This window comes from Pantoea sp. QMID4, from assembly GCF_030270445.1.
In the GTDB taxonomy this organism is placed as follows: Bacteria; Pseudomonadota; Gammaproteobacteria; order Enterobacterales; family Enterobacteriaceae; genus Pantoea; species Pantoea vagans.
This window is the reverse complement of record NZ_BSXL01000003.1, coordinates 285,537-311,643: the sequence shown is the minus strand read 5'-3', so window position 1 is coordinate 311,643 and position 26,107 is coordinate 285,537. Positions and strand designations below refer to the sequence as shown.

At 56.0% G+C, this 26,107-nt stretch carries 25 protein-coding genes and 1 riboswitch; of the genes, 13 read left to right on the top strand and 12 right to left on the bottom strand.

Annotation, left to right across the window (positions count from 1 at the left end; all coding sequences use genetic code 11):
* Positions 1 to 3: 3 nt before the first annotated feature.
* Positions 4 to 393: a ubiquinone biosynthesis accessory factor UbiK gene (ubiK, locus tag QSK07_RS08870; protein ID WP_095706653.1), complete on the bottom strand. Its 390-nt coding sequence runs from the start codon at positions 391 to 393 to the stop codon at positions 4 to 6.
* Positions 394 to 564: 171 nt separating this feature from the next.
* A riboswitch (FMN riboswitch) is annotated at positions 565 to 722 on the top strand.
* Positions 723 to 832: 110 nt separating this feature from the next.
* Here ubiK and ribB point away from each other — a divergent pair.
* Entirely contained in the window at positions 833 to 1,489 is a 657-nt protein-coding gene (ribB, locus tag QSK07_RS08865) for a 3,4-dihydroxy-2-butanone-4-phosphate synthase (RefSeq protein ID WP_013359061.1), read from the top strand.
* Between the two features lie 234 nt (positions 1,490 to 1,723).
* Positions 1,724 to 2,509, top strand: coding sequence for a 4,5-DOPA-extradiol-dioxygenase (ygiD, locus tag QSK07_RS08860; protein ID WP_285721393.1), 786 nt, complete (start codon positions 1,724 to 1,726; stop codon positions 2,507 to 2,509).
* Positions 2,510 to 2,562: 53 nt separating this feature from the next.
* Here ygiD and QSK07_RS08855 read toward each other — a convergent pair whose 3' ends face one another.
* The 3 genes from QSK07_RS08855 to tolC all read right to left on the bottom strand — a co-directional run bounded on the left by QSK07_RS08855 (position 2,563) and on the right by tolC (position 6,011).
* Positions 2,563 to 3,723, bottom strand: a complete 1,161-nt coding sequence (locus QSK07_RS08855; protein ID WP_285721392.1) for a glutathionylspermidine synthase family protein — start codon at positions 3,721 to 3,723, stop codon at positions 2,563 to 2,565.
* A gap of 7 nt (positions 3,724 to 3,730) precedes the next feature.
* A complete protein-coding gene (locus tag QSK07_RS08850) occupies positions 3,731 to 4,402 on the bottom strand; it encodes a DUF1190 family protein (protein WP_285721391.1) in 672 nt (223 codons plus the stop codon).
* Positions 4,403 to 4,544: 142 nt separating this feature from the next.
* Positions 4,545 to 6,011 (bottom strand): outer membrane channel protein TolC, encoded by a 1,467-nt coding sequence (gene tolC, locus QSK07_RS08845; protein ID WP_098052346.1) that lies wholly within the window; start codon positions 6,009 to 6,011, stop codon positions 4,545 to 4,547.
* Positions 6,012 to 6,224: 213 nt separating this feature from the next.
* On the opposite strand from tolC, the gene nudF reads away from it, so the two are divergent.
* The 6 genes from nudF to QSK07_RS08815 all read left to right on the top strand — a co-directional run bounded on the left by nudF (position 6,225) and on the right by QSK07_RS08815 (position 11,674).
* The gene (gene nudF, locus QSK07_RS08840) at positions 6,225 to 6,860 is read left to right on the top strand and encodes an ADP-ribose diphosphatase (RefSeq protein ID WP_098053129.1); all 636 of its coding nucleotides are present in this window, start codon (positions 6,225 to 6,227) and stop codon (positions 6,858 to 6,860) included.
* Entirely contained in the window at positions 6,857 to 7,282 is a 426-nt protein-coding gene (locus QSK07_RS08835; protein ID WP_008925735.1) for a DUF1249 family protein, read from the top strand. Before nudF ends, QSK07_RS08835 begins: the two co-directional genes overlap by 4 nt.
* A 42-nt stretch (positions 7,283 to 7,324) precedes the next feature.
* The gene (gene cpdA / locus QSK07_RS08830) at positions 7,325 to 8,152 is read left to right on the top strand and encodes a 3',5'-cyclic-AMP phosphodiesterase (RefSeq protein WP_098052347.1); all 828 of its coding nucleotides are present in this window, start codon (positions 7,325 to 7,327) and stop codon (positions 8,150 to 8,152) included.
* Positions 8,153 to 8,155: 3 nt separating this feature from the next.
* Positions 8,156 to 8,737 carry an esterase YqiA gene (gene yqiA / locus QSK07_RS08825; RefSeq protein WP_285721390.1) on the top strand — a complete coding sequence of 194 codons (582 nt, stop codon included), beginning with the start codon at positions 8,156 to 8,158 and terminating at the stop codon, positions 8,735 to 8,737.
* A 49-nt stretch (positions 8,738 to 8,786) separates the two neighbouring features.
* Complete coding sequence (gene parE / locus QSK07_RS08820) at positions 8,787 to 10,682, top strand: DNA topoisomerase IV subunit B (RefSeq protein ID WP_033733909.1); 1,896 nt, start codon at positions 8,787 to 8,789, stop codon at positions 10,680 to 10,682.
* Between the two features lie 92 nt (positions 10,683 to 10,774).
* The gene (locus QSK07_RS08815; RefSeq protein ID WP_098052348.1) at positions 10,775 to 11,674 is read left to right on the top strand and encodes a LysR substrate-binding domain-containing protein; all 900 of its coding nucleotides are present in this window, start codon (positions 10,775 to 10,777) and stop codon (positions 11,672 to 11,674) included.
* A gap of 363 nt (positions 11,675 to 12,037) precedes the next feature.
* On the opposite strand, the gene QSK07_RS08810 is transcribed toward QSK07_RS08815, so the two are convergent.
* A complete protein-coding gene (locus QSK07_RS08810; protein ID WP_098052350.1) occupies positions 12,038 to 12,346 on the bottom strand; it encodes a putative quinol monooxygenase in 309 nt (102 codons plus the stop codon).
* 49 nt (positions 12,347 to 12,395) lie between these two features.
* Positions 12,396 to 12,977 (bottom strand): NAD(P)H-dependent oxidoreductase, encoded by a 582-nt coding sequence (locus QSK07_RS08805; protein ID WP_285721389.1) that lies wholly within the window; start codon positions 12,975 to 12,977, stop codon positions 12,396 to 12,398.
* A 166-nt stretch (positions 12,978 to 13,143) separates the two neighbouring features.
* On the opposite strand from QSK07_RS08805, the gene QSK07_RS08800 reads away from it, so the two are divergent.
* From QSK07_RS08800 to ftsP, 4 genes are all read left to right on the top strand, one after another.
* The gene (locus QSK07_RS08800; protein ID WP_285721388.1) at positions 13,144 to 13,908 is read left to right on the top strand and encodes a transporter substrate-binding domain-containing protein; all 765 of its coding nucleotides are present in this window, start codon (positions 13,144 to 13,146) and stop codon (positions 13,906 to 13,908) included.
* A gap of 192 nt (positions 13,909 to 14,100) precedes the next feature.
* A complete protein-coding gene (gene parC, locus QSK07_RS08795) occupies positions 14,101 to 16,374 on the top strand; it encodes a DNA topoisomerase IV subunit A (RefSeq protein ID WP_033733904.1) in 2,274 nt (757 codons plus the stop codon).
* Positions 16,375 to 16,419: 45 nt separating this feature from the next.
* On the top strand, positions 16,420 to 17,157 hold the full coding sequence (locus QSK07_RS08790; protein WP_285721387.1) for a 1-acylglycerol-3-phosphate O-acyltransferase: 738 nt from the start codon (positions 16,420 to 16,422) through the stop codon (positions 17,155 to 17,157).
* A 142-nt stretch (positions 17,158 to 17,299) separates the two neighbouring features.
* Entirely contained in the window at positions 17,300 to 18,730 is a 1,431-nt protein-coding gene (gene ftsP / locus QSK07_RS08785; RefSeq protein WP_098052354.1) for a cell division protein FtsP, read from the top strand.
* Between the two features lie 91 nt (positions 18,731 to 18,821).
* Here the strand turns inward: ftsP and dkgA are convergent, their stop codons facing one another.
* Positions 18,822 to 19,646, bottom strand: coding sequence for a 2,5-didehydrogluconate reductase DkgA (gene dkgA / locus QSK07_RS08780; RefSeq protein ID WP_061063370.1), 825 nt, complete (start codon positions 19,644 to 19,646; stop codon positions 18,822 to 18,824).
* A 203-nt stretch (positions 19,647 to 19,849) separates the two neighbouring features.
* Here dkgA and QSK07_RS08775 point away from each other — a divergent pair, with 203 nt between their 5' ends.
* Positions 19,850 to 20,758, top strand: a complete 909-nt coding sequence (locus QSK07_RS08775) for an AraC family transcriptional regulator (RefSeq protein ID WP_150014756.1) — start codon at positions 19,850 to 19,852, stop codon at positions 20,756 to 20,758.
* Between the two features lie 30 nt (positions 20,759 to 20,788).
* Here QSK07_RS08775 and QSK07_RS08770 read toward each other — a convergent pair whose 3' ends face one another.
* The 5 genes from QSK07_RS08770 to QSK07_RS08750 all read right to left on the bottom strand — a co-directional run bounded on the left by QSK07_RS08770 (position 20,789) and on the right by QSK07_RS08750 (position 25,779).
* Complete coding sequence (locus QSK07_RS08770; RefSeq protein ID WP_275221542.1) at positions 20,789 to 21,451, bottom strand: DedA family protein; 663 nt, start codon at positions 21,449 to 21,451, stop codon at positions 20,789 to 20,791.
* A 175-nt stretch (positions 21,452 to 21,626) separates the two neighbouring features.
* Positions 21,627 to 22,817, bottom strand: a complete 1,191-nt coding sequence (gene metC, locus QSK07_RS08765) for a cystathionine beta-lyase (protein WP_285721386.1) — start codon at positions 22,815 to 22,817, stop codon at positions 21,627 to 21,629.
* Positions 22,818 to 22,950: 133 nt separating this feature from the next.
* Positions 22,951 to 24,237, bottom strand: a complete 1,287-nt coding sequence (locus QSK07_RS08760; protein ID WP_285721385.1) for a TRAP transporter large permease — start codon at positions 24,235 to 24,237, stop codon at positions 22,951 to 22,953.
* 14 nt (positions 24,238 to 24,251) lie between these two features.
* Positions 24,252 to 24,758 carry a TRAP transporter small permease gene (locus QSK07_RS08755; RefSeq protein WP_285721384.1) on the bottom strand — a complete coding sequence of 169 codons (507 nt, stop codon included), beginning with the start codon at positions 24,756 to 24,758 and terminating at the stop codon, positions 24,252 to 24,254.
* Between the two features lie 49 nt (positions 24,759 to 24,807).
* The gene (locus QSK07_RS08750; RefSeq protein ID WP_285721383.1) at positions 24,808 to 25,779 is read right to left on the bottom strand and encodes a TRAP transporter substrate-binding protein; all 972 of its coding nucleotides are present in this window, start codon (positions 25,777 to 25,779) and stop codon (positions 24,808 to 24,810) included.
* Positions 25,780 to 26,107: the final 328 nt, after the last annotated feature.

Sequence of the window (26,107 nt, the reverse complement as noted above, 5' to 3'; positions counted from 1 at the left end):
CGCTTATTCTGACTTGTTGTCCGGAACAGGTTTCACGACATCGGCAACCGGTGGCGGTGAAACGGCAGGTGAGGTGGCTACTGAAGCAGATGGTGTAGCTGCTGCAACAGGTGTTGCCGGTGCGGTTGCCGTCGGAGGCGTACCCGCTGATGAACCCTGACTTTCCAGCTGGGCCAGACGCTGCTCCAGCGCCGCCAGTTTCTCCCGCGTACGCAGTAATACCTGCGTCTGCACATCAAACTCTTCACGGTTGACCAGATCCATGCGGGTCAGCTGCGCCTGAAGAACCTGACGAATTTTCTTTTCGACATCATCACCAAACTCACGAACACCTTTAGGCATCGCTTCGTGAACCTGACGGGCAAGTTGTTCAATTTTTTTCGTGTCGATCATGATGATTTCCTGGTTACGGGGAGCTGTGTCAGCGTGTTTACCAACGTAATAAGTGTTAAGTGTAATGCCAGAAATGAAAAGGATAAACCTCAAATCGGTAACGCAGGAAATGCAAAAGCAATTGCGCTATTGATGATTGCCGCTTCAAACGATCGGCGTTATAGTTGAAAGGCTTATTCTCAGGGCGGGGCGCAATTCCCCACCGGCGGTAAATCAGCTTCGGCTGAAAGCCCGCGAGCGCTTTATCTCGATGAAAAGAGAGGTAAAGGTCAGCAGATCCGGTGTAATTCCGGGGCCGACGGTTACAGTCCGGATGGGAGAGGGTAACGACATCTGTCGGACAATTGTGTCTGCATCACGTTATTGCCACGTCTTTTTGACGTCACTCCTAAGCACGCCCTGATTCTGGTAACCCATACATTTTAAGGTTTTTATTACCATGAATCAGACGCTACTTTCTGAATTTGGCACGCCTGAACAGCGTGTAGAACGTGCTATCGCCGCCCTGCGTGAGGGACGCGGTGTGATGGTACTCGACGATGAAAATCGTGAAAACGAAGGCGATATGATCTTCGCCGCAGAAACCATGACTGTTGAACAGATGGCGCTGACTATTCGTCACGGCAGCGGCATTGTCTGCCTCTGCCTGACCGAAGCGCGTCGCCAGCAGCTTGACCTGCCCATGATGGTGGAAAACAACACCAGCTCCTTTGGCACCGGCTTCACCGTGACCATTGAAGCGGCTGAAGGCGTCACCACCGGCGTCTCCGCGCAGGATCGCATCACTACCATTCGTGCGGCAATTGCCGATGATGCTAAACCTGCCGATCTGCATCGCCCTGGTCATGTCTTCCCGTTGCGCGCCAGCGAAGGCGGCGTATTAACTCGTGGCGGACATACTGAAGCGACTATCGATTTAGTGACTCTGGCCGGCTTTAAGCCTGCGGGTGTGCTGTGTGAACTGACCAACGACGACGGCACCATGGCTCATGCGCCCGAAGCGATTACGTTTGCGCGTCAGCACAACATGCCGGTAGTGACTATTGAAGATCTGATCGCCTGGCGTCGCGGACACGAAACGCGCCACGCCAGCTAATCCTTCTGCTGCGATAAACAGGCCCCGATCAGGGCCTGTTTCATTTCTGTCGTACCGCCATGACGCGGGCTGAATTCTCGCTTTTCCTCACTTCTCTGCTGAATACCTGTGCCCTCTGCCACGTTAAATTTCATTCAAATTTCCTGGTGATCATCATCATACTTATCCGCGTGATAACCTGGCGAATGCGCGTATCGTAGTGGCTATTAAACCACCGGATACCGGAGAGTACGGATGAGCCAGTTACGCATGCCAGCCCTGTTTTTAGGCCACGGCAGCCCGATGAATGCCCTTGAAGAGAACCGCTATACCGCCGCGTGGCGTCACGCAGGCGACACGCTGCCACGTCCACGCGCTATCATTGCGGTTTCGGCGCACTGGTATACACGTGGCACCGCCGTGACGGCAATGGCACAGCCGAAGACGATTCATGATTTTGGTGGTTTTCCGCAGGCGTTATTTGATACGCGCTATCCGGCACCGGGATCGCCTGAACTGGCTCGGCAGCTGGCAGAGCAGTTAGCGCCCATAGAGGTGAAGCTGGATCAGGATTGGGGTCTGGACCATGGTTCCTGGGGTGTCCTGATTAAGATGTACCCGGATGCTGATATTCCGGTGGTACAGCTCAGTATTGACGGCACTAAACCTGCGGCATGGCACTTTGAGATGGGTCAGAAACTGGCTGTACTGCGCGATCAGGGCGTAATGATTGTCGCCAGCGGCAATGTGGTGCATAACCTGCGTAAAGTGCGCTGGGATGGCAATAGCGAAGTCTATCCGTGGGCCAGCAGTTTTGAACAGTTCGTCCGCGATAACCTGGCGGTACAGAGCGATGCGGCTTCTCATCCGCTGGTCAACTTTATGGATCACCCTGGCGCGGCGCTCTCTAACCCGACGCCTGAGCACTATCTGCCGCTGCTGTATGTGCTTGGCGCACGTCAGCCGGATGACGCCATCAGTATCCCGGTTGATGGCATGGAGATGGGTGCCATCAGCATGTTATCGGTTCAGGTAGGTTAGGACGAAGCTGAGAGAAAACAGGCCAGAAGCTGGCCTGTTATTAACACGGTGCGTTAACCGATAAAGGCGTGCGGATAGAAACGGGAAAGATCCTGAGTGATCAGGTCGCGATCTTCACGCAGGCCGATCCCGGCTGGTTGATCGTCGATTAGCCAGCTACCGATCAGCGTATAGCTGTCGCCAAATTTTGGCAGGGGATGGAACTGCTGGACGATCATTCCCTCTTCGCCATACGGCCCATCAACGCGGGCAATCTCCTGACCATTCTCTACGATGCGGATGTTAGCCCCTTCACGTGAAAACAGCGGCTTCACCACATATTTTTCCATGTGTGGCACGTCATCTTCCGCGAACCAGGCGGGCAGCAGGTTAGGGTGATTCGGGAACATCTCCCACAGCAGCGGCAGCAGGGCCTTATTCGAGATTATGCTTTTCCATGCCGGTTCCAGCCAGCGCACGCCAGCATCACCCAGCTTGGTGGAGAACATTTCACGCAGCATGAATTCCCACGGATAGAGCTTGAACAGGTTACTCATCACCTGATCATGAGCGTCGGTGAATTCACCTTTTTCGCCCAGGCCAATCTCATCAATATAGAGAAACTCACTCGGCAGACCCGCTTCGGTGGCGCAATCCTGAAGATACTGCACGGTGCCACGATCTTCGTCGGTGTCGCGGCAGCAGGCGAAATGCAGCCAGTTAAAGCCGTGCTGCTGATTTAACGCGGCAAAGCGTTCAATCAGCTTTTCCTGCAGGCTATTAAACTGATCGCTGCGGGCGGGAAGCTGACCGGCATTAAGCTGGTCTTCCAGCCAGAGCCACTGGAAAAATGCTGCTTCATACAGCGAGGTCGGCGTATCAGCATTGTTCTCCAGCAGCTTCACATCACCCTTGCCATCCCAGGCGAGATCCAGACGAGAGTACAGCGATGGCTGACGCTGATGCCATGAATCGCGCACGAAATCCCAGGTGTGCTTAGGGATGCGGAATTTAGTCAGCAGCGCTTCGCTGTTGACCACTTTTTCCACCACCTGCAGGCACATCTGATGCAACTCAGCGGTGACCTCTTCCAGATGCTCAATTTGCGCCAGCGTGAACTGGTAATAAGCATCTTCACACCAGTAAGGCTCGCCATGCATGGTGTGAAAACGAAAACCGAACTCGATGGCTTTTTCGCGCCAGCCCGGGCGCTCTGAAATGGCAATGCGTTCCATCGGGGCGTTAGCCTCCCATTGAGCGGCTGGCGGTGCCGGTGGCGCTGCTGCGTTGCATGCTGTTCTGCTTCGCAACGGTTTCACCAAAGCCACCACGGGTAATGGTCGACGTGGTCGCCGGTTTTGGTGCCAGCGCCGTTTTCGGCACGGTCATGGTTTTGCCAGAGGTGGCAGCGCCGTAGTTACGGCCCGATGCATCAACAAACTGACCATTGGCCGGGCTGCGGGCATTTTTCGGCGAGAACAGCGGTTGCTGTGCGAAGCCCGAACCACCACCCATCATGCGGCCCATCATGTAACCCGCCATCAGTGGCATCCAGAAGCTGCCGCCGCTCTGCTGTGATTCCGCATTGGTGGTGCCCACGCCTGCCTGAGCCGGTGTCTGCTGACACTGGTTTTCGCCAAATTCAGCGACACAATCTTCACGGGTGGCATATTTTGGCGCGGTGCGATCCGCCTCTTTTTTGGCCTCATTGAATGCGGTAGTACATTGCGCACTCTGGCCCGGATTGGCTTTCGAACAGTCATCGGCGTTCTGGTACATCGAAACCGTTTCATCGTTCTGTTCACAGCCAGCCAACATAAATACCGCCGAAACGGCGATCGCAACGGGCGTTAAATGGCGTGCCTGCCAGCTCTTACGAAAAGCGGCATAGCGAATAGATTTTGTGCGTTTCATTATGATTATCCTGTGCCCAAAGGTAGCGCATAGAATAGGGGATGGGGGGGTAAAATTGAAGCTGAAGGCCTGATACAACAGGGATCTTTACTTAGTTATACGTTCAACAGAGAGGCGGGCCGCAAAGCAGCCCGCCCGCTGATTAATTACCGAAAGGATTACCGCTGCTGTGGCGAGCTGCAGGACGCGCTGCCTCAGAAGAGCCGGTTGCCGCCGGACCGCTATCCACACGTGCGGTCTGCTGGGCATTTTCCGGTGCCACGGTTTCCGGTGACGTCGGGATCGCTTTACCCAGCTGACTGTTCAGTTTCTGCAGGCTCTGCTCATTGAGCGTACCCAGCGCATAGCTGATATTCAGCTGGTTAATCAGGTAGCTATAACGTGCATCAGAGAGTTGCTGCTTCGCGTTGTAGAGCACGGTCGTCGCATCGAGCACATCGACGATAGTACGCGTACCCACCTGATAACCTGCTTCTGACGCATCCAGAGAGCTTTGCGCAGAAACGACGGCCTGTTTGTAGGCGTTGATGCTGCTGATAGACGCATTCACGTTGTTAAACGATGAACGTACCGTCTGAACCGCTGAGCGGTGGGCGCTTTCCAGCTGTTCGCTGGCGCTGACGAAGCTGTACTGCGCCTGCTTCACCTGAGAGGTGACACTGCCGCCGCTGTAAAGTGGCAGTGAGAAGCTCAGGCCAACCTGATTTGAACCGGTAATCGAGTCAGTAGAACCGGTGCTCTGGTTCGCACGGCTGCCGCCATATTTGCTGTTAGACATGCCGGTAGAAGCGGTCAGATCCAGCGTCGGCATATGACCTGTTTCTGCAGAGCGAATCTGCTCACGGGCTAAATCCTGATTCAGACGTGCAGAGAGCAGCGACAGGTTACGGCTTTCAGCCTGCTTAAGCAGCGCACTGACCGCTTCAGGCTTATCGGTTCTGAAGCGATCGATACTCAGCGAAGCCAGCGACATGTAATCCATGCCGGTGATCTGACGCAGCGTTTCTACGTTATTATCAAGGTTGTTACGCGCGGTGACTTCGTTGGCCAGCACGCTGTCATATTGCGCGCGGGCGTTCTGTACGTCAGTGATGGCAACCAGGCCAACGTTAAAGCGCTGAGTGGTCTGATCCAGCTCGCGGTAAATCGACTGTTTCTGCGCTTCGGTGTAAGAAAGCGTATCAATCGCTTTCAGTACGTTGAAGTAGGCCGTCGCGGTGTTCAGAATCAGATCCTGCTGCGCCACCTGATAGGTTACATCCTGAATACCGGCTGCTTTTTCCTGCAGGGTCAGCGCCCGCCATTTCGACATGTCGAAAATAGTCTGAGTCAATTGCAGTGTGCCGCTGGTCGTGTTGGAATGAAGACCACTACTGTCGCGATAGCCGTTGTTATAGGTGTAGTCTGCGCCCAGGCCGAGCTGGGGTAATAATGGGCTACGCGCTTCGTTGATTTTCTCAAAAGCAGAATCGCGATCGGCAGCGGCGCTGCGCAGATCCGGGTTGCTCAGACGCGCTTGCTGGTAAACCTGAAGCAGGTCTTCGGCCTGGCTGGCGAAGCTGAAACCGCCCAGGCTCAGCCCAATAAAAAATGGGAGCAGTTTTTTCATTTGCATTCCTTTTGTTGCAGCAAATTGCAGTGGGTGCGCTGCCGGGTAAGCCAAAAAATTATCGCCGATTCTAGCAGAGGGCAACTGTGAGATAAGTTGGCTGAACGTGCCTTCTCCCCCTAATTTACGTAAATAGTTCAGAAAGAACCACTTACATGGAGCACGGTGACAGGCTTTTTTCGCTCCACCCTAATCTGTATAAGGAACCCGATGATGCCGGAAGAACAAAAATCCCCTGTGACTTTCACAAAAAACGATGTAGAAATTATTGCACGCGAAACCGTCTATGATGGTTTTTTTTCCGTCGAACGTTACCACTTCCGCCACCGTCAGTTTAATGGCGAAATGAGTGGAGAAGTGCAGCGCGAAGTTTTTGAGCGCGGACATGCCGCCGTGCTGCTACCTTATGATCCCTTACGCGATGAAGTGGTGCTGATTGAACAGATCCGCATCCCGGCTTATGACAGCAGTGCTTCACCCTGGCTGCTGGAGATGGTCGCCGGCATTATTGAACCCGGCGAATCGGTTGAGCAGGTTGCGCGCCGTGAAGCCGTTGAAGAAGCAGGTTTAGACGTTGGCCGGGTTAAGCCTGTGCTTAGCTATCTGGCCAGCCCTGGTGGCACCAGCGAACGTCTGTCGGTGCTGGTTGGGGAAGTGGATGCCAGCCAGGCAGAGGGATGCCATGGTCTGGAGGAAGAGAATGAGGATATTCTTGTGCATGTGGTGAGCCGCGAACAGGCTTATCGCTGGGTGGAAGAGGGGATAATCGACAATGCGGCGTCTGTCATCGCCCTGCAATGGCTGGCGTTGCACCATGAAAAACTATGCGAAGAGTGGATACAAAAATGAAACAGCGCTATACCCCTGACTTTCCCGAAATGATGCGGCTCTGCGAAACCAACTTCGCCCAGTTACGCCGCCTGCTGCCGCGCAACGATGAGGCGGGCGAATCGGTGATTTATCAGGTGAGTGGCGCCCGTTATCAGCTGACGATTCAGGAGTCGACGCGCTACACCACGCTGGTGGAGATCCGCCAGGTCGCGCCTGCCGTGAGTTACTGGAGCCTGCCCTCAATGTCGGTTCGGCTCTATCACGATGCGATGGTCGCCGAAGTGTGTTCAACTCAACAGATCTATCGCTTCAAAGCGCGTTATGATTATCCTAATAAAAAATTGCATCAGCGCGATGAAAAGCATCAGATAAACCAGTTTCTTGCAGACTGGCTGCGCTACTGCCTGGCGCATGGCGCAATGGCAGTTCCGGTCTGCTGATGCGTATAATGCAATAAATGGCGTGGAGACGAAGGAAACGCTTTGGATAGCCTGCTAACTCTTCCTGCAGCGAACGGTTCCGAAATCAGGATTTTGCAAATCACGGATACTCACCTGTTCGCGGGAAAACATGAATCGCTGCTTGGCGTTAATACCTGGTCGAGTTATGACGCAGTGCTGGATGCGATTATTGCGCAACAGCGCGACTATGACCTGATCATCGCCACCGGCGATCTCGCCCAGGATCACTCTGTCGAAGCCTATCAGCATTTCGCTGAGGGTATCTCACGTTTACCGCGCCCCTGTGTCTGGCTGCCCGGTAATCACGACTTTCAGCCCGCGATGGTCGACACGCTGGCGGCAGCACACATCAATGCCCACAAGCAGGTGCTGGTGGGTGAGCAGTGGCAGATTGTGTTGCTCGACAGCCAGGTTTACGGTGTCCCGCATGGGATGCTGAGCGACTATCAGCTGGAGTGGCTCGACAACGCGCTGTCCCGCTTCCCGCAACGCCATACGCTGGTCCTGCTGCATCACCATCCGCTGGCCTCGGGCTGTACCTGGCTCGATCAGCACAGCCTGCGTAATTCTCATCAACTTGATGCGGTGTTACAGCGCTATCCGTTAGCCCGGACGCTGATCTGTGGTCATATTCATCAGGAGCTGGATCTGGAGTGGCATGGCCGCCGCGTGCTGGCGACGCCGTCAACCTGCGTCCAGTTTAAACCGCACTGCACCAGCTTTACGATTGACACCGTGGCGCCTGGCTGGCGCTGGTTTACCCTGCATCCGGATGGCGGCCTTGAGACCGAGGTCAACCGGCTCGACACCGACGCTTTTCGTCCCGATTTAGATTCAGAAGGATACTGACGCGTGGCGGCATTGCTTTATCTGCACGGTTTTAACAGCTCGCCGCAGTCGGCGAAGGCAACGCAGTTCCGGCAATGGTTAGAGGCGCAGCATCCCGGGATCGAGATGATCGTGCCTCAGTTACCGACTTTTCCGGCCGATGCCGCGGCCATGCTGGAAGATCTGGTGCTGAGCCGCAGTGGCGAAACGCTGGGGCTGGTGGGCTCTTCGCTGGGCGGTTATTACGCCACCTGGCTGTCGCAATGCTTTATGCTGCCTGCCGTGGTCGTTAATCCTGCGGTGCGACCTTTTGAGCTGCTGGCGGATTTCCTGGGCGAAAATCAGAATCCCTACACCGGTCAGCAATATGTGTTAGAGTCACGACACATTTACGATCTCAAAGTAATGCAGATTGAACCGCTGGAAGCGCCCGATTTACTCTGGCTGCTGCAACAGACCGGCGATGAAGTTCTCGATTACCGCCAGGCGCTCGACTATTACAGCGCGTGCCGTCATACGGTAGAAAAGGGCGGTAATCATGCATTTACTGGATTCGAGCGCCATTTCCCGCAGATTCTGGACTTTCTCGGTCTGAATCATCCCTGAGTAATGCGGAAATCGCACCCCATTTCACCCTTCTAATCAGACATTTACGATGAGTCAATCTAACTATAACGCGGATGCCATTGAGGTCCTGACTGGCCTTGAGCCTGTTCGCCGTCGTCCGGGCATGTACACCGATACGACGCGTCCCAACCATTTGGGTCAGGAAGTGATTGATAACAGCGTCGATGAGGCGCTGGGCGGCCACGCAAAGCGGGTTGAAGTGATTCTGCACGCTGATCAGTCGCTGGAAGTGATTGATGATGGTCGCGGCATGCCGGTGGATATTCATCCGGAAGAGGGCGTGCCTGCCGTTGAGCTGATCCTGTGTCGTCTGCATGCGGGCGGCAAGTTCTCCAACAAAAACTATCAGTTCTCGGGCGGCCTGCACGGCGTCGGCATTTCTGTGGTTAACGCCCTGTCAAAACGTGTCGAAGTCACGGTGCGCCGTAATGGCGAAATCTATGACATGGCGTTCGAAAATGGCGACAAAGTGCAGGATCTCACCGTCACCGGCACGGTGGCGAAACGCAATACCGGCACGCGCGTCCATTTCTGGCCTGATGAAAGCTTCTTCGACAGCCCGCGTTTCTCGGTATCGCGTCTTTCCCATCTGCTGAAAGCCAAAGCGGTGCTCTGCCCTGGCGTTGAGATTGTCTTCAAAGACAAGCTGAACAATACCGAGCAGCGCTGGTGCTACGAAGATGGCCTGACCGACTACCTGTGTGAGGCGGTGAATGGCCTGCCGACGCTGCCGGAAAAACCCTTTGTGGGTAGCTTTGCCGGTGATGTCGAAGCGGTGGACTGGGCGCTGTTGTGGCTGCCGGAAGGCGGCGAGCTGTTAACGGAAAGCTACGTTAACCTGATCCCGACCATGCAGGGCGGTACGCACGTTAACGGCCTGCGTCAGGGGCTGCTGGATGCGATGCGTGAATTCTGCGAATACCGCAACATCCTGCCGCGTGGTGTGAAGCTCTCAGCGGAAGACATCTGGGATCGCTGTGCCTACGTGCTGTCGGTGAAGATGCAGGATCCGCAGTTTGCCGGGCAGACCAAAGAGCGTCTCTCCTCACGTCAGTGTGCTGCCTTTGTCTCTGGCGTTGTAAAAGATGCCTTCAGCCTGTGGCTGAATCAGAATATTCAGACGGCGGAAATGCTGGCTGAGCTGGCGATCTCCAGCGCCCAGCGTCGTATGCGGGCAGCCAAAAAAGTGGTGCGTAAAAAGCTCACCAGCGGACCGGCTCTGCCGGGCAAGCTGGCGGACTGTACCGCGCAGGATCTGAATAAAACAGAACTGTTCCTGGTCGAAGGGGACTCGGCAGGTGGATCGGCCAAGCAGGCGCGCGATCGTGAATATCAGGCGATCATGCCGCTGAAAGGCAAGATCCTGAACACCTGGGAAGTCTCTTCCGATGAGGTGCTGGCGTCGCAGGAAGTGCATGATATTTCCGTGGCGATTGGCATCGATCCTGACAGCGAAGATCTTTCGCAGCTGCGCTACGGCAAGATCTGCATTCTGGCGGATGCGGACTCCGATGGTCTGCATATCGCCACACTGCTCTGTGCGCTGTTCGTAAAACATTTCCGCTCACTGGTCAGAAACGGTCACGTTTACGTTGCCATGCCGCCGCTCTATCGTATCGATCTCGGTAAAGAGGTCTACTACGCGCTGGACGAAGATGAGAAAGAGGGCGTGCTGGAACAGCTGAAACGCAAGAAGGGCAAACCGAACGTTCAGCGCTTTAAAGGGCTGGGCGAGATGAACCCGCTGCAGCTGCGCGAAACGACGCTGGATCCGAATACCCGCCGCCTGGTACAACTGACGATCAGTGAAGAGGATGTTGACCAGACGCTGCGCATGATGGATATGCTGCTCGCGAAAAAACGTTCCGAAGACCGGCGTAACTGGTTGCAGGAAAAAGGCGATATGGCCGATATTGAAGTGTAAAAACAGGACGCGAAAGCGTCCTGTTTTCTTTGTGCTTCAGCCTGCACATCCTCAGAGAACCCGGCAGATTCAGAGCAGAGACAGTAACCATTGTGAAAATTACCCTGGAAGAGCTACGCGCCTGGGTGGCGGTGGTGGACAGCGGTTCTATTACTGCGGCGGCATCCCAGCTGGCGCAGACCAGTTCAGGCATCAGCCGGGCGCTGTCGCGGCTGGAGAGCAAGCTGCAGACCACGCTGTTGCATCGGACTACCCGACGGCTGGCGCTGACTGAAGAGGGACAGGTGTTTCTGGAGCATGCGCGCCAGATCCTGGCCTCGGTTGAGCAGGCCGAAGAGCAGATTGCCCTGCGGCGCGAGATGCCGTCAGGACGGCTGCGGGTGAACGCTGCGACGCCTTTTATGCTGCATGTGATTGTGCCGCTGGTAGAGGATTTTCGCGCCCGTTATCCGTTGATCCAGCTTGAGCTGAATACCGACGACATCATGATCGATCTGCTGGAGCAGCAGACCGACATTGCCATTCGCATTGGCGAACTGCGTGACTCTACGCTGCGCGCCCGGTTGCTCGGCAGTAGTGCAATCCGGCTGATGGCCAGTCCGGCCTATCTGGCGAAAGCGGGCACGCCACAGAGCGTTGCCGATCTTGCACAGCATCAGACCATCGGCTTCAGTTATCCTGACACCCTCAACGTCTGGCCGATCTGGCAGCCTGATGGGGATTTTATGCGCGTCAAGCCGACACTCTCAGCTTCCAGCGGTGAAACCATCCGGCAGCTGGCGCTGGCAGGTCAAGGGATTGCCCGCCTCTCCGACTTTGTCAGCCGGGAAGATTGCGCCGCTGGCCGGCTGGTGCCGGTTCTTCCCGCGGAAACCCGCGATTTGCGGTTGCCGGTGCATGCGGTTTATTACCGTAACACCACGCTCTCTTCGCGTATCGGCTGCTTTCTCGATTTTCTCCGCACCGAGATTGATCGGCGTCAAATGCTTTAAAACGGTCTGTCAGAAACAAAAAATCGCTGTCGCAGAGCAGAGGTTTGAGGAGGGTGACAAAGTCTGGCCGGATTTGCTTTCTGATTGTGCCCGCTCAGGGAATATGGACAGACTGGAAAGACGCTTAAGCCAGTCCCTGGTCGCTCGACCCGCACGAGTACGCACCTCATCCATGAGGAGCGCCCGTTGCCGGGCCAACGCTTTGCGTTGTTCAAAAACGCTCCCGGCGTTTTTGTCCCCGGCGCGGGACGCGCCCATATTCCCTTCGTGTTGCGCTAATGTGTTGCTGCCAGAGGCACTCAGCGTTGAGTTTGTCAGCAGCCTCCAGCACGAATACAGGCACATCAGCAATCAGCTTATTAGTCAGGCACTCGGTTCCAGCACCAGAATCTTCACATCCACCACATCATCTTTAATGATGGCGCGATGCGCATCCATATGCGGCATCTGCTGATGCTGCTCCAGATGGCGCAACGTTTCCCACTGCTCCACCATGAAAATAGAGTCTGGCGAGTTCTGCTTCCATGGCACCTGCGCCTGATGATCCAGCAGCGCGTCATACTGATGGCAGCCGTCTTCTTCTAAGACCTGCGGGATCAGCTTTTTCACTGCATCCAGCACGGCCTGACGGCGACCGGGTTTAACACAAATTTCAGCTACGACTGTTAACATTCTCGAATTCCTCTTTCGTGAGAAAATGGGGTGGTATCTCCTGACTATCTTACGCAAAAACGCGGCTAAGATGGGTCCGATAAGCGGCAATATCGCGTGGCACGTCCGGTGCTTTAATCACGTCATTGCAGATAAAGGTCGGCAGCGCTTCCATTCCCAGGAACTGGTTGGCTTTGTGGAAGTGCAGATAGAGACCATCGACGCCGACGCCTTCAAAGAACTGCTCCGGGTCGGTAAAGGCCTGCAGCGGCGCATTCCAGGTCAGCGACAGCATATATTTTTTGCCCTGCAGCAGACCGCCGGAACCATATTTTTTTGCTGCATCGGAGCGGGTACGACCATCGCTGGCGTAGAGTGAACCGTGGCCTTCAGTAAAGACTTCATCGATGTAACGCTTCACCGTCCAGGGTTCGCCCATCCACCAGCCCGGCATCTGATAAATCACCACATCGCTGTCGACATATTTCTGCACTTCATCGGTGGTCACGTAATCGCTGTCAGCTACGGTGACTGTCACCTCATGTCCCATGTCACGCAACTGGCTGGCCGCAACATCGGTCAGGGTGTGGTTCAGTTCGCCTTTAGAGTGGGCAAAAGTTTTGCCGCCATCGATAATTAAAATCCTGCTCATGAATAGGTTGCCTCGTTTCCTGAATAGGGTGCTCAGCTTACGCGCGCCGCAGCTGCAGAAAAATGCGAAGTTGATCACAACACTTTTGCTGTAGCAGCAACAATACGCCGGTTTGTGGCACCATCGGTGGGCAAACTCACCATAAAAAATTATAGAAAAAATCAGAATGAAAAAATTAATCCTCGCTTTGCTGCTGGCCAGCGGTGCTGTCCATGCGCAGTCTCATCTTGACACCGTTCTCAGTTCCAAGACGCTCAAAGTCTGCACCACCGGCGATTACAAACCCTACAGCTATCTGCGACCCGATGGTCAGTATGAAGGGCTGGATATCAGCATGGCGAATGCGCTGGCTACCTCACTCGGTGCGAAGGTGGAGTGGGTACAGACCAGCTGGAAAAACCTGATGCCAGACTTTCTGGCAAAGCAGTGTGATATCGCCGTCGGCGGCGTCTCAGTCACGCTGAAACGCCAGCAGACCGCCTGGTTCGCACAGCCGCTGGACGTGGATGGCAAAATTCCGCTGGTGCGCTGCCGCGATAAAGATCGCTTCCAGGCCATCGAACAGCTCAACCGGCCAGACGTACGTCTGATTGAACCGGCTGGTGGCACCAACGAAGCCTTTGTGCACAGCCATCTGCCAGAGGCCTCGCTGACGCTGTTCCACGATAACGTCACCATCTTCCAGCAGCTGGTCGACAACAAGGCGGATGTGATGATTACCGATGCCTCTGAAGCGCGTTTTCAGCAGCAGCATTACCCGACGCTCTGCGCGATCAATCCCGACAAACCGCTGCAGTATGGCGAGAAGGCTTACATGATCCCGCGTGACGACATCAGCTGGAAGCTCTATGTCGATCAGTGGGTGCATCTCAGCACCGCCACCGGTGAATATCGTGATATTGCCCGTCAGTGGATAGGGGCAAAGCCCTGATTCACTTCCGCTGAGAGGTCAGGCACTTGCCGGTCTGAATCCGGCGTGCCTCAGGCACATGAAATTGCGCGGCGGAACACCTCTTGTCCCGCGCTTCCCCTGTGACTAACACCAGGGAATAAGGTACTATCCTCGCCAAACCACCGCCGGGTGTCCCGCCGTTGTGGGCCACGATGTGAGGATGAGAAATCAATGAGTGAACTGACTCAGGATGGTGCAGAGCGTCTTGCCCTGCACACATTCACCGAGAATGCGTACTTAAACTATTCGATGTACGTCATCATGGACCGCGCACTGCCTTACATTGGCGACGGATTAAAGCCGGTTCAGCGACGTATCGTTTACGCCATGTCCGAGCTGGGCCTGAGCGCCAGCGCAAAATTCAAAAAATCGGCGCGTACCGTGGGTGACGTGCTGGGTAAATACCATCCGCACGGCGACAGCGCCTGCTATGAAGCGATGGTGCTGATGGCCCAGCCGTTTTCCTACCGTTATCCGCTGGTTGACGGCCAGGGTAACTGGGGTGCGCCGGATGATCCCAAGTCGTTCGCGGCGATGCGTTACACCGAATCCCGTCTGTCAAAATATGCCGAGCTGCTGCTGGGCGAGCTGGGTCAGGGCACGGTCGACTATCAGCCGAACTTTGATGGCACGCTGCAGGAGCCGAAGATGTTACCGGCGCGCCTGCCCAATATTCTGCTGAACGGTACCACCGGTATCGCCGTCGGCATGGCGACCGATATTCCGCCACACAACCTGCGCGAAGTGGCTCAGGCGGCGATCGCCCTGATCGACGCGCCGAAAACTACGCTGGACCAGCTGCTGGATATTGTCCAGGGACCGGATTATCCAACCGAGGCAGAGATCATTACGCCGCGTGACGAAATCCGCAAAATTTATCAGACCGGGCGCGGCTCCATCCGCCAGCGTGCGGTATGGAAGAAAGAAGAGGGCGAGGTGGTTATCACCGCGCTGCCGCATCAGGTATCAGGCGCGCGCGTGCTGGAGCAGATTGCTAACCAGATGCGCAACAAAAAGCTGCCGATGGTGGAGGATCTGCGTGATGAATCAGATCATGAGAACCCGACCCGTCTGGTGATCGTGCCGCGCTCTAATCGCGTCGATCTCGATCAGGTGATGAACCATCTGTTCGCCACCACCGATCTGGAGAAGAGTTACCGCGTTAACCTCAATATGATCGGCCTGGATAACCGTCCGGCGGTGAAAAACCTGCACGAGATCCTGACCGAATGGCTGGTATTCCGCCGCGACACGGTCAAACGCCGTCTGAACTACCGACTGGATCGCGTGCTGCGCCGCCTGCATATTCTTGAAGGTTTGCTGGTTGCTTTCCTGAACATCGATGAAGTGATCGAGATCATCCGTACTGAGGATGAGCCGAAGCCGGTACTGATGTCGCGTTTTGGCATCAGTGAAACGCAGGCCGAATCGATCCTCGAACTGAAGTTGCGTCACCTGGCAAAACTGGAAGAGATGAAGATCCGTGGCGAGCAGGCGGATCTGGAAAAAGAGCGTGATCAGCTGCAGGCGACGCTGGCGTCTGAACGCAAGATGAACACCCTGCTGAAAAAAGAGTTACAGGCTGACAGCGCCAGCTACGGCGACGATCGTCGTTCGCCACTGTGTGAGCGTGAAGAAGCCAAAGCCCTGAGCGAAACCGAGCTGGTGCCGTCTGAACCGGTCACCATTGTGCTGTCGCAGATGGGCTGGGTGCGCAGCGCGAAAGGTCACGATATCGATCCAGCCGGACTGAGTTATAAAGCGGGCGACAGCTATCTGGCTGCCGCACGCGGCAAGAGCAATCAGCCGGTGGCCTTTATCGACTCCACCGGCCGCAGCTATACGCTGGATCCGACATCGCTGCCTTCCGCACGCGGACAGGGCGAGCCGCTGACCGGTAAACTGACGCCCCCGCCGGGTGCGGTAGTTGAACAGGTGCTGATGGAGCCAGATGACCAGCGACTGCTGATGGCGTCTGATGCGGGCTACGGCTTTATCTGTACCTTCAGCGATCTGATATCGCGCAACCGCGCCGGTAAAGCGCTGCTGACGCTGCCCGACAATGCCCGCGTGATGACGCCAATGGCGGTCCATCATGAAGATGACATGCTGCTGGCGATCACCCAGGCGGGACGGATGCTGATGTTCCCTGTCGGCGAACTGCCGCAGATGTCGAAAGGCAAGGGCAACAAAATCATCTCGATTCCGTCAGCAGAAGCCGCTGCCGGTCAGGACAAACTGGCCTGGCTGATGATCCTGCCGCCGGGCAGCGCGATCACGCTGCACGTGGGCAAGCGTAAAATGCTGCTGCGCAGTGAAGAGCTACAGAAATTCCGCGCCGATCGCGGACGTCGCGGCACGCTGTTACCGCGCGGCCTGCAAAAAATTGATCGAGTTGAACTGGATGCCCCTGCGCGTCCGGCGAGCCCGGATAGCGAAGCGTAAACAACCCGGCTGGCCCTGCGTCAGCCGTGGCTCTATGAGGGAACTATGTTACTGATTCTGCGTGCCATTATCGTCGTCATTTATTCGATCCTGATCTGTATCTTTGGCAGTATCTGGTGTCTTTTTTCACCACGCGATCCGCGCCACGTCGCCACTTTCGGCCATCTGTTCGGCAAATTATCGACGGTGTTTGGTCTTAAAGTTGATCTGCGCAAACCGGAAGGTGCGGAGAATTATGGTAATGCGATCTATATTGCCAACCATCAGAACAACTACGACATGGTCACCGCGGCCAAAATGGTGCAGCCCTATACGGTAACCGTGGGTAAAAAGAGCCTGCTGTGGGTGCCGTTTTTTGGCCTGCTCTACTGGCTGACCGGCAACCTGCTGATTGACCGCGATGACCGGGCCAAAGCGCGCGGCACCATCGGTGAGCTGGTGGATCAGTTTAACCGCAAGCACATCTCTATCTGGATGTTCCCGGAAGGGACGCGCAGCCGTGGCCGTGGCCTGCTGCCATTTAAAACCGGTGCCTTCCACGCTGCCGTGGCGGCGGGCGTGCCGATCATTCCGATTGTGGTCTCCAATACCCATGGCAAGATCGATCTCAATCGCTGGAACAACGGTCTGGTCATTGTTGAGATGCTGCCGCCGGTTGATGTAAAAGCATTCGAGTCTTCGTCGGTGCGTAAGCTGGCGACTCACTGTCGCGAACTGATGGCGGCGAAGCTGGAAGAGCTCAACGCCGAAGTCGCAGAACGCGAAAAAAACGGAAAAATCTGACCGGCGAGTCATTCGCCGAACTATCCTGCATGGATGCCGCGCGGCGGGCCTTATCCGGCTCGTCGTGAACGCAGCACAGCAAAAACAGATCAATAAAAACAGGGCCGGCGCTTAGCGCCACGCGTAAAGGGTCAGAAGTTTTATGTCTTTCAGCAGACGTCAGTTCATCCAGCTTTCTGCCGGAGCGGCGCTTAGCGCCAGTTTACTCCCTCATGCGGCACATGCCGCTTCTTCAGCCAATGGCGATACGCCACTTCCGGTTCCGCCGTTGCTGGAATCCCGTCGCGGCCAGCCGCTGTTCCTGACGATGCAGCGCAGCCACTGGTCATTTAATGGCGACAATAACAAAGTGCCGGTGTGGGGCATCAATGGCCTTTACCTTGGCCCGACCGTCCGGGTTTACAGCGGTGACGACGTTAAGCTGATCTACAGCAACCGGCTGAATGAGTCCGTCTCCATGACCGTCAGCGGTTTGCAGCTGCCGGGTGCGTTAATGGGTGGCGCGCCACGTATGATGTCGGCCGGTGTCGACTGGTCGCCGGTGCTGCCGATTCGTCAGGCGGCCTCAACCTGCTGGTATCACGCCAATACCCCAAACCGCATGGCGCCGCATATCTATAACGGTCTGGCGGGTATGTGGCTGGTGGAAGATGACATCGGCAAACAGCTGCCGCTGCCGAAACATTACGGCGTCGATGACTTCCCCATCATCATTCAGGACAAGCGGCTCGATAACTTTGCCACGCCGGTCTATGACCCGCCGCAGGATGGTGGTTTCCTGGGGGATACGCTGCTGGTGAATGGCGTACGCAATCCTTATGTTGAGGTGTCACGCGGCTGGGTGCGCCTGCGTCTGCTGAACGCCTCGAATGCGCGACGCTATGAGATGGTGCTCAGCGACAATCGTCCGTTTATGGTCATTGCCAGCGATCAGGGCTATCTGTCTGCGCCGGTTGCGGTGCAGCGTCTGTCACTGGCACCAGGCGAACGTCGCGAAGTGCTGGTGGATATGTCGCAGGGTGATGAAGTATCGATTACGGCGGGAACGGCGGCAGGCATTATGGATCGGCTGCGCGGTTTCTTTGAGCCATCTTCTATTCTGACCTCCACCCTGATCCTGACGCTGCGCCCAACCGGCTTACTGCCGCTGGTGACGGATAATCTGCCGATGCGGCTGCTGGCCGACCAGATTCTGGATGGCGTGGCGGTGCGCACCCGTGAATTCCGCATCGGTGACAGCATGCCGGGCATCAACGGTGCGCTCTGGGATATGAACCGCATTGACACCACTGCGCAGCAGGGCACCTTTGAGCGCTGGATCCTGCACGCCGATCGGCCGCAGTCGCTGCATATTCAGGGCGTGATGTTCCTGATTAAAAGTGTGAATGGCGCACAACCGATGGGTGAAGATCGTGGCTGGAAAGATACGGTGTGGGTCGATGGCAGCGTGGAACTGATGGTCAGCTTCCCGCAAAGTTCGTCCGATCACTTCCCCTTCGTCTATTACAGTCAGACGCTGGAACTGGCCGATCGCGGCACTGCCGGTCAACTGGTGGTGCAGCCCACCGCATAACAGCGCGGTCAGGCGGGAAGAGCCCGACTGACCGCGTTAAGCCCGTTCTGCCCGTCAACGGCAGGGCAGAGTGGTTAAGATCACCTTCACGTCAGTTAAAGGTTTCCGGATCCGGCCCCAGACGATTGCCGCTGTCCAGTTTCGCAATATCACTCACTTCATGCTTATCCAGACGGAAGTCAAAGACCTTGAAGTTCTCTTCGATACGAGCTGGCGTCACCGATTTCGGAATCACCACCAGACCACTATCCAGATGCCAGCGGATCACGATCTGCGCCGGGGTCTTGCCATATTTCTTCGCCAGCGACTTGATGATCTCCTGATCAAAAACGCCTTTACCGCCCTGCGCCAGCGGACTCCAGGATTCGGTCTGGATCTGGTGCAGCGCGTTCCACGCATGCAGCGTGCGCTGCTGTAGCATCGGGTGCAGCTCAATCTGGTTCACGACCGGCGTCACACCGGTTTCATCCAGCAGACGCTTCAGGTGCGCTTCATGGAAGTTACAGACGCCAATGCTTTTGGTCAGCCCCTGCTGCTGCAGTTCGATCATCTTCTTCCAGGCATCAACGTAATGGTCTTTTTCCGGGCACGGCCAGTGCATCAGATAGAGATCGACCTGCTCCAGTTTGAGTTTCTCCAGGCTGGTTTCCATCGCCTGCTGAACATTCTGCTGATCGTCGTTCCACAGTTTGGTGGTCACGAAAATCTCTTCGCGCGGCACATCGGTTTCCTGCAGAGCCTGGCCAATCGCCTCTTCATTCTTATAGGCGGCGGCGGTATCGATTGAGCGATAGCCGACCTCAAGCGCTTTCAGCACTGCATGACGCGCATCTTCGATGCTGGCCTGCCACACACCGAGTCCGAGTTGCGGCATCATATTGCCATCGCGCAGTTTGATAATGGGTTGGTCTGCCATAGTTGCTCCTTTCCGTTGCGGTTAACCCGTGAGAATTCACTGTGCTTAAGTCTAGCCAACAATTTTCAGCCTGCTCAGCGCCAGCAACAACAGCGGGTCTGGTCTTCTGCCCGATCCGGTAAATTTCTTGCCTGATTCTCCAGGCTGCTGGTGGTTCAGGCATTAGCACGGCACACTGGCTTTTTGCCCGTAAAGGAGTCGCTATGGCGCACGATGCACTGTGTCACCGGCTGGCACAGCAGGTAGTCACCTTAATGACCCATGGTCGCGACCGTCTTTGTCCGGTCGAAAATGTATCGCTGATTTATGCCAGTCAATATCGTCCCCGTACGCCGATGATGTATCAGCCCGGCATTGTCATCCTGTTTCAGGGCAGCAAAACCGGCTATCTCGGCAGCACCGTGTTTCAGTATGACGCCAGCAAATACCTGATGCTGACCGTGCCGCTGCCGGTGGAGTGCGAAACCTGGGCCTCGCCGGAGATCCCGATTGCCGGGCTGTGTCTCAGGGTTGATACCGCCAGCCTGCAGGATCTGCTGATTGAAATCGGCGACGACGATCAGTTTCAGCCGCAGCCGCAGACTTCGGGTATTCACTCGGCGTGGCTGACGGAACCGATGCTGTGCGCCGCGGAGCGACTGCTGGATGTGATGACCCAGCCGCGCGATGCGCGCGTGCTGGGACCGCATATTGTGCGGGAAATTATCTACTATGTGCTGACTGGCCCGATTGGCGGCGCGCTGCTTTCGCTGGTGAGCCGACAGACGCAGTTCAGCCTCATCGCGCGCGCCCTGCGGCGTATTGAAAATCACTATGCGGAAAACCTCAGCGTCGATGCGCTGGCAGCGGAAGTAAACATGAGCGTCTCAGCCTTTCACCATAACTTCAAAGCGGTGACGCAGACCTCGCCGTTACAGTATCTCAAGCGCTATCGCCTGCATCAGGCGCGACTGCTGATGCTGCACGATGGACTCAAGGCGAGTGCGGCGGCGGTGCGGGTGGGCTATGAAAGCCCTTCACAGTTTTCGCGGGAGTTTAAACGCTATTTCGGCGTGACGCCGGGGGAAGAGGTGAGTCGTGTCAGGCAGACGGTAGCGGATCCGTCCGCCTGAATGGCGGCGGATCCGAAAGGCAGACGCGCGTCAGGCGCGTTTCTGGCGACGCTTTTTCCAGATCACCACAATGCTGCCGGACAGGCCGAGCACCAGCAGCACCATCGGCAGTATCATCAGAATCGCCATCACCTGATCTTCATGACGCTTGATAAACGGCACCTGGCTGATGCCATAGCCAAAGGCAACCACAATGCCGACCCACAGCACGCCGCTGAGCCAGTTAAACAGCTGAAAGCGGCCATTCTGCAGGCCTGCAATGCCCGCCATGGTCGGCAGGATAGTGCGGATAAAGGCAAGAAAACGGCCGACCAGCAGCGCCATCAGCCCGTGACGGTTAAACATATTCCAGGCGCGCTGGTGATACTGTGCCGGCAGATGCATCAGCCAGCTTTTCACCAGTCGGGTATTCCCCAGCCAGCGGCCCTGCAGATAGCTCAGCCAGCAGCCGAGGCTGGCGGCGGTCGTGAGGATCACCATCGTCGGCACAAAATCCATCACCCCTTTAGCCACCATCGCCCCGGCCAGCAGCAGCAGGCTGTCACCCGGCAGGAAAGAGGCGGGCAACAGACCATTTTCCAGAAACAGCGTCAGAAACATCACGCCGTATACCACCCACACCACCTCCGGATTTGCCAGCGCGGCAAAATCCTGATGCCAGAGCGCCTGGACAATCTCGTGTAAAACACCCATTAGCGATTCCATCACGTCACAAGGAACAATCCGTCTGCGTTCAGGCAGCACAGCAATCTCACCGGTAAGCTGAACGATGCGGGATAAATTTTAACAACAAATGAGCCGGTGCCCGGCAAACTCTCCGGGCCGCCGCTACGTGGTTTATCTTCTGTTTACTTTCTGTTTATCTGACTTAGCGCGTCAGACGCGCAAAACCGGCCTCCAGGTCAGCCAGCAGATCATCAACGTGCTCCAGACCAATGTGCAGCCGCACCAGCGTGCCGGTGAAATCCACACCGCCCGCCGGACGAATCTCAGCGAGCTCTTCCGGCTGATTCGCCAGGATCAGGGATTCATAGCCGCCCCAGGAGTAAGCCATGCTGAAATGATGGAAGTGATCGAGATATTCCGCCAGTTGGGGCGCGTCTAATTTTTCCTGCAGGATGAATGAGAACAGGCCGCTGCTGCCGTTAAAATCGCGCTGCCAGAATGCATGACCTTTGCTTTGCGCCAGTGCCGGGTGATTCACCCGTGCCACTTCCGGGCGCGCCGCCAGCCACTCTGCCACCTGAATTGCGCTCTCTTCATGCTGACGCAGACGGGTGCCCAGCGTACGCAGACCGCGGCTCGCCATGTAGGCGGTATCGGCATCTACCATCTGGCCCATCAGATAAGAGTTCTCACGCAGTTGATCGATACAGCGTGCATTGGCGACCGCCGTGCCGATCATTGCATCGCTGTGACCAATCAGATATTTGGTGCCGGCCTGAATCGAAATATCAATGCCGTACGCCAGCGCGTTAAACAGAATACCGGCCGCCCAGGTGTTGTCGATCATGATGATCGCTTCGGGCGCTTTAGCGCGTACCGCTGCCACAATCGCCGGAATATCCTGAACTTCCATCGTGATCGAAGCGGGCGACTCAAGGAAAACAACACGGGTGTTGGGCTGCACCAGCTCCCCGATTTCACTGCCGATACAGTGATCGAACCAGCCGGTGGAAACCTGCAGCTTAGCGAGAATTTTAGTACAGAAATCCTGCGTCGGTTCATAGACCGCGCCGCTCATCAGTACGTGGTCGCCCGCCTCGACAAACGCCAGAATCGCGTTCGCCACGGCAGCCGCGCCGCAGGGATAGAGCACACAGCCCGCACCGCCTTCCAGCTCGGTCATCGCATCCTGTAGTGCAAAGTGCGTCAGGGTGCCGCGGCGGCCATAAAAAAGTTCGCCTTTTGCCCGACCGGCGGTGGCGCGTTTCTTCTCCGCAACCGTATCAAAAACCAGCGAAGAGGCGCGCTGAATGACGCTATTCACCGAGCCCTGGGTATAACGCTTGCTGCGTCCTGCACTGACGAGCGTGGTATCAATTTTTCTGGTGGTCATGAGTCGCCTTTACCGCTTCAGACTAAGCCCCCACGTTATCACGAAACGGCCAGCAGGGTTGAGACTCAATGGTGATTATCAGAGTGCGTCGCAGGAAAAAAAACGGCCTGCGAACAGGCCGGTTTTCATGGTGCTACATCACGCCCATCAGGCGCGGCAACCAGAGTGAAATAGCGGGAATATAGGTAATCAGCATCAGCACCAGGAACAGCATGCCGTAGAACGGCAACATCGCCCCGACGACCTGCTCAATCTTCTGCTTACTCACTGCGCTGGCCACAAACAGCACGGTGCCGACCGGCGGCGTAATCAGCCCGATGCCCAGGTTAGTCAGCATGATCATGCCAAAGTGAACCGGATCGACCCCTAGCGCGGTGGCTACCGGCAGCAGCACCGGCGTCAGGATCAGAATCAGCGGCGCCATATCCATCAGCGTGCCTACCACCAGCAGCAGGATGTTGATACACATCAGGATGACATATTTGTTATCGGAGAGACTGGTAAACGCTTCGGTAATAATAGTCGGCAGTTGCATAAAGGTCATTACCGCGCCAAACCCGGCCGCGAAAGCGATCAGCACCATCACGATGGTGACGGTTTTAATGGTGCGGAACAGCAGGATATGCAACTGACTCCATTTGAAGTCGCGATAGATAAACATGGTGACGCAGAACGCCCAGATACACGCAATCGCAGCGGACTCCGAGGCGGTAAAGATGCCAGAGAGGATCCCGCCCATAATGATCACGACGGTAAATAGCCCCCAGAAGGCGTCGAAGAAAATCTTCAGCGCCTGACGAAACGGAATACGCTCGCCTTTGGGATAGCCGCGTTTATGTGCAAAGCCCAGACACATCACCATCAGGCAACCGCCGAGCAGCAGGCCAGGGAAGATCCCGGCAACAAACAGCGAGGAGATGGTTACCATGCCGCCGGTCGCCAGCGAGTAGATGACGGAGTTGTGGCTGGGAGGCGTCAGCACCGCCTGAACGGAGCCGCTGGCGGTTACGGCAGCCGCAAAGTCACGCGGATAGCCTTTCTCCTCCATCTGCGGAATCATCACCGAACCAATCGAGGCGGTATCGGCTACCGACGAACCGGAGATAGCGCCAAAAAAGGTTGACGCGACGATATTAACCAGCGACAGCCCGCCGCGAATAAAGCCGACAAAGATATAGGCGAAGTTGACCAGGCGACGGGCAATGCCGCCCTCTGCCATAATCGCGCCAGCGAGGATAAAGAACGGAATGGTCAGCAGCGAAAATTTGTTAATCCCGTTGGTCACCTGAATCACCACCGCTTCCAGCGGCAGATCGATCCACCAGGCTCCGATAAAGGCGCTCAGTCCCACCGCAAAGGCGACCGGAAAACCCACCACCAGCAACACCAGCAAACTGCCTATCAAAATCAATGCATCCATTTTTCTGCTCCGCGTTAGTGGGTGCCGCCCAGCATGACAATCGGCCGCTGGCTCTGATCGCCGCGCAGCAAGCGCTCAATAACAAACAGCAGAGTGAAAATTGCACCAGTCGGTATCGGCAGATACATTTCGCCGTAGGTCACAGCCGGGAGTGAGGCGAGGGTCTGCACCCACATCGCTTCACACAGGCTGTAACTGGCCTGGAAGATCACCAGACAGGTAACGATCATCATCAGATCGCTGACGCGCAGCATCAGGCGCTGCCGGGCAGGCGACAGGCGATTAGTGACCATCGACACGCAGATATGGGTTCCGGCGCGCAGACCCACCGGCGCGCCAATAAAGGTAAAAATAATCATGCAGATAATGGCAACCGGCTCCGGCCACGAGAGTGCGCCGTTCATCACGTAACGGGCGAAGATCCCAATCGGGATCACCGTCACCATGATCAACAGCGCCACGGCGGCCACCAGCATGCAGAGCAGATAAAGCCCATCCATCAGACGCGTATAAGCAGACATAATTGATACCTGATTAAGTACGCCACACGGCAGCGTGGCGCGGGAAGGGTTATTTCACCTCAGCGATCCGGGTCATCAGATCCTGATATTTGCCGCCAAACTGATCGCGTACTGACTGAGTCGCTTTGACGAAATAGTCGCGGTCGGTCTGCTGGAAGGTGACGCCGCCCGCCTTCATTTTGGCGATCGACTCTTCGGTATAGGTCGCCCAGAGCTGGCGCTCCTCATCCTGTGCCTCTTTGCCAAGCTTTTTCAGCAGTGCCTGATCCTCGGGTTTCAGGCGATCCCAGGCGCGTTTTGAGAACAGGATCATCTCTGGCTGGATAAAGTGGCCGCTAAGGGTGTAATACTTCGCGACCGGCATGTAGTTGTGGGCGACAAAGGTTGGTGGGTTGTTTTCGGTGCCATCAACCACGCCGGTCTGCATCGCACTGAACACTTCACTGACGCCCATCGCTACCGGATTCGCGCCCATGGCTTTCAGCGTCGCCAGTGAGATGGCGCTGTTCTGTACCCGGATCTTCATGCCTTTGAGATCGTCCGGTTTCGCCAGCGGCTTTTTGGTGATCATGTTGCGCTCACCGGCATCGGTCCAGCCCAGGAACACCATGCGGGCGTTGGGATCGTTATCGAATTTGTCGGCAATCTCTCGGCCTGTCTCGCCATCCAGCACTTTGTGCATGTGGTCAACATCGCGGAAAATGTAGGGCAGGGTCAGCACGCTGGTTTCCGGGGCAATCGAGGTGACCGGGGCCAGTGAGACGCGGATCATATCGATAGCCCCCAGCTGCACCTGCTGCAGCGTCTGATCTTCATCACCCAGCACGCCACCGGCGTAGAGCTTCATCTCCAGCCGTCCATCGGTGGCCTGTTTCAGTTTGTCGCCCATGTGTTGCAGAGCGACTACGGTGGGATAACCGGCAGGCTGCACTTCAGCCACTTTGATCACCTGTGCCGTGGCGGTGGCGCTTGCTATCATCGCCGCAAGGGCACTGGCCACGCATGTTTTCATCATTCTCATTATATTGTCTCCCACAGAGGTAAGACGGCCTGCGCTCAGGACTAACCTCAGAGGGCCGTGAGGAGCCAGCATAGTAAAAACGTGCCTGAGTAAAATGCAGCAATGCTGATTGAATGAATCACGTCACATTTTGAAACGTTGTTTTAATAAATTTTCATGCAGCTTCACATTTTAGAAACATCCTCACAAACCGTACCTGAACCTGTTCAGCAACAGGTCAAAAGCGTGGATTAGCTTTGTAAATACTAATGAGAACTACTATCAATTCGCCGCCATTTTGCTATTATTTGCGCTTGTTTCGCATCCCTGAATCAGAAGTTGGAGAAGC

Bases quoted from the DNA above. Each gene is read 5' to 3' on its own strand.
- parC (WP_033733904.1), top strand. From the start codon at position 14,101: ATGAGTGAACTGACTCAGGATGGTGCAGAGCGTCTTGCCCTGCACACA.
- ubiK (WP_095706653.1), bottom strand. From the start codon at position 393: ATGATCGACACGAAAAAAATTGAACAACTTGCCCGTCAGGTTCACGAA.
- dkgA (WP_061063370.1), bottom strand. From the start codon at position 19,646: ATGGCAGACCAACCCATTATCAAACTGCGCGATGGCAATATGATGCCG.
- nudF (WP_098053129.1), top strand. From the start codon at position 6,225: ATGCCGGAAGAACAAAAATCCCCTGTGACTTTCACAAAAAACGATGTA.
- QSK07_RS08855 (WP_285721392.1), bottom strand. From the start codon at position 3,723: ATGGAACGCATTGCCATTTCAGAGCGCCCGGGCTGGCGCGAAAAAGCC.
- QSK07_RS08805 (WP_285721389.1), bottom strand. From the start codon at position 12,977: ATGAGCAGGATTTTAATTATCGATGGCGGCAAAACTTTTGCCCACTCT.
- metC (WP_285721386.1), bottom strand. From the start codon at position 22,817: ATGACCACCAGAAAAATTGATACCACGCTCGTCAGTGCAGGACGCAGC.
- QSK07_RS08755 (WP_285721384.1), bottom strand. From the start codon at position 24,758: ATGTCTGCTTATACGCGTCTGATGGATGGGCTTTATCTGCTCTGCATG.
- QSK07_RS08800 (WP_285721388.1), top strand. From the start codon at position 13,144: ATGAAAAAATTAATCCTCGCTTTGCTGCTGGCCAGCGGTGCTGTCCAT.
- QSK07_RS08835 (WP_008925735.1), top strand. From the start codon at position 6,857: ATGAAACAGCGCTATACCCCTGACTTTCCCGAAATGATGCGGCTCTGC.
- ygiD (WP_285721393.1), top strand. From the start codon at position 1,724: ATGAGCCAGTTACGCATGCCAGCCCTGTTTTTAGGCCACGGCAGCCCG.
- parE (WP_033733909.1), top strand. From the start codon at position 8,787: ATGAGTCAATCTAACTATAACGCGGATGCCATTGAGGTCCTGACTGGC.
- QSK07_RS08775 (WP_150014756.1), top strand. From the start codon at position 19,850: ATGGCGCACGATGCACTGTGTCACCGGCTGGCACAGCAGGTAGTCACC.
- tolC (WP_098052346.1), bottom strand. From the start codon at position 6,011: ATGAAAAAACTGCTCCCATTTTTTATTGGGCTGAGCCTGGGCGGTTTC.
- ribB (WP_013359061.1), top strand. From the start codon at position 833: ATGAATCAGACGCTACTTTCTGAATTTGGCACGCCTGAACAGCGTGTA.
- QSK07_RS08760 (WP_285721385.1), bottom strand. From the start codon at position 24,237: ATGGATGCATTGATTTTGATAGGCAGTTTGCTGGTGTTGCTGGTGGTG.
- QSK07_RS08790 (WP_285721387.1), top strand. From the start codon at position 16,420: ATGTTACTGATTCTGCGTGCCATTATCGTCGTCATTTATTCGATCCTG.
- QSK07_RS08750 (WP_285721383.1), bottom strand. From the start codon at position 25,779: ATGAGAATGATGAAAACATGCGTGGCCAGTGCCCTTGCGGCGATGATA.
- QSK07_RS08850 (WP_285721391.1), bottom strand. From the start codon at position 4,402: ATGAAACGCACAAAATCTATTCGCTATGCCGCTTTTCGTAAGAGCTGG.
- ftsP (WP_098052354.1), top strand. From the start codon at position 17,300: ATGTCTTTCAGCAGACGTCAGTTCATCCAGCTTTCTGCCGGAGCGGCG.
- QSK07_RS08810 (WP_098052350.1), bottom strand. From the start codon at position 12,346: ATGTTAACAGTCGTAGCTGAAATTTGTGTTAAACCCGGTCGCCGTCAG.
- QSK07_RS08770 (WP_275221542.1), bottom strand. From the start codon at position 21,451: ATGGGTGTTTTACACGAGATTGTCCAGGCGCTCTGGCATCAGGATTTT.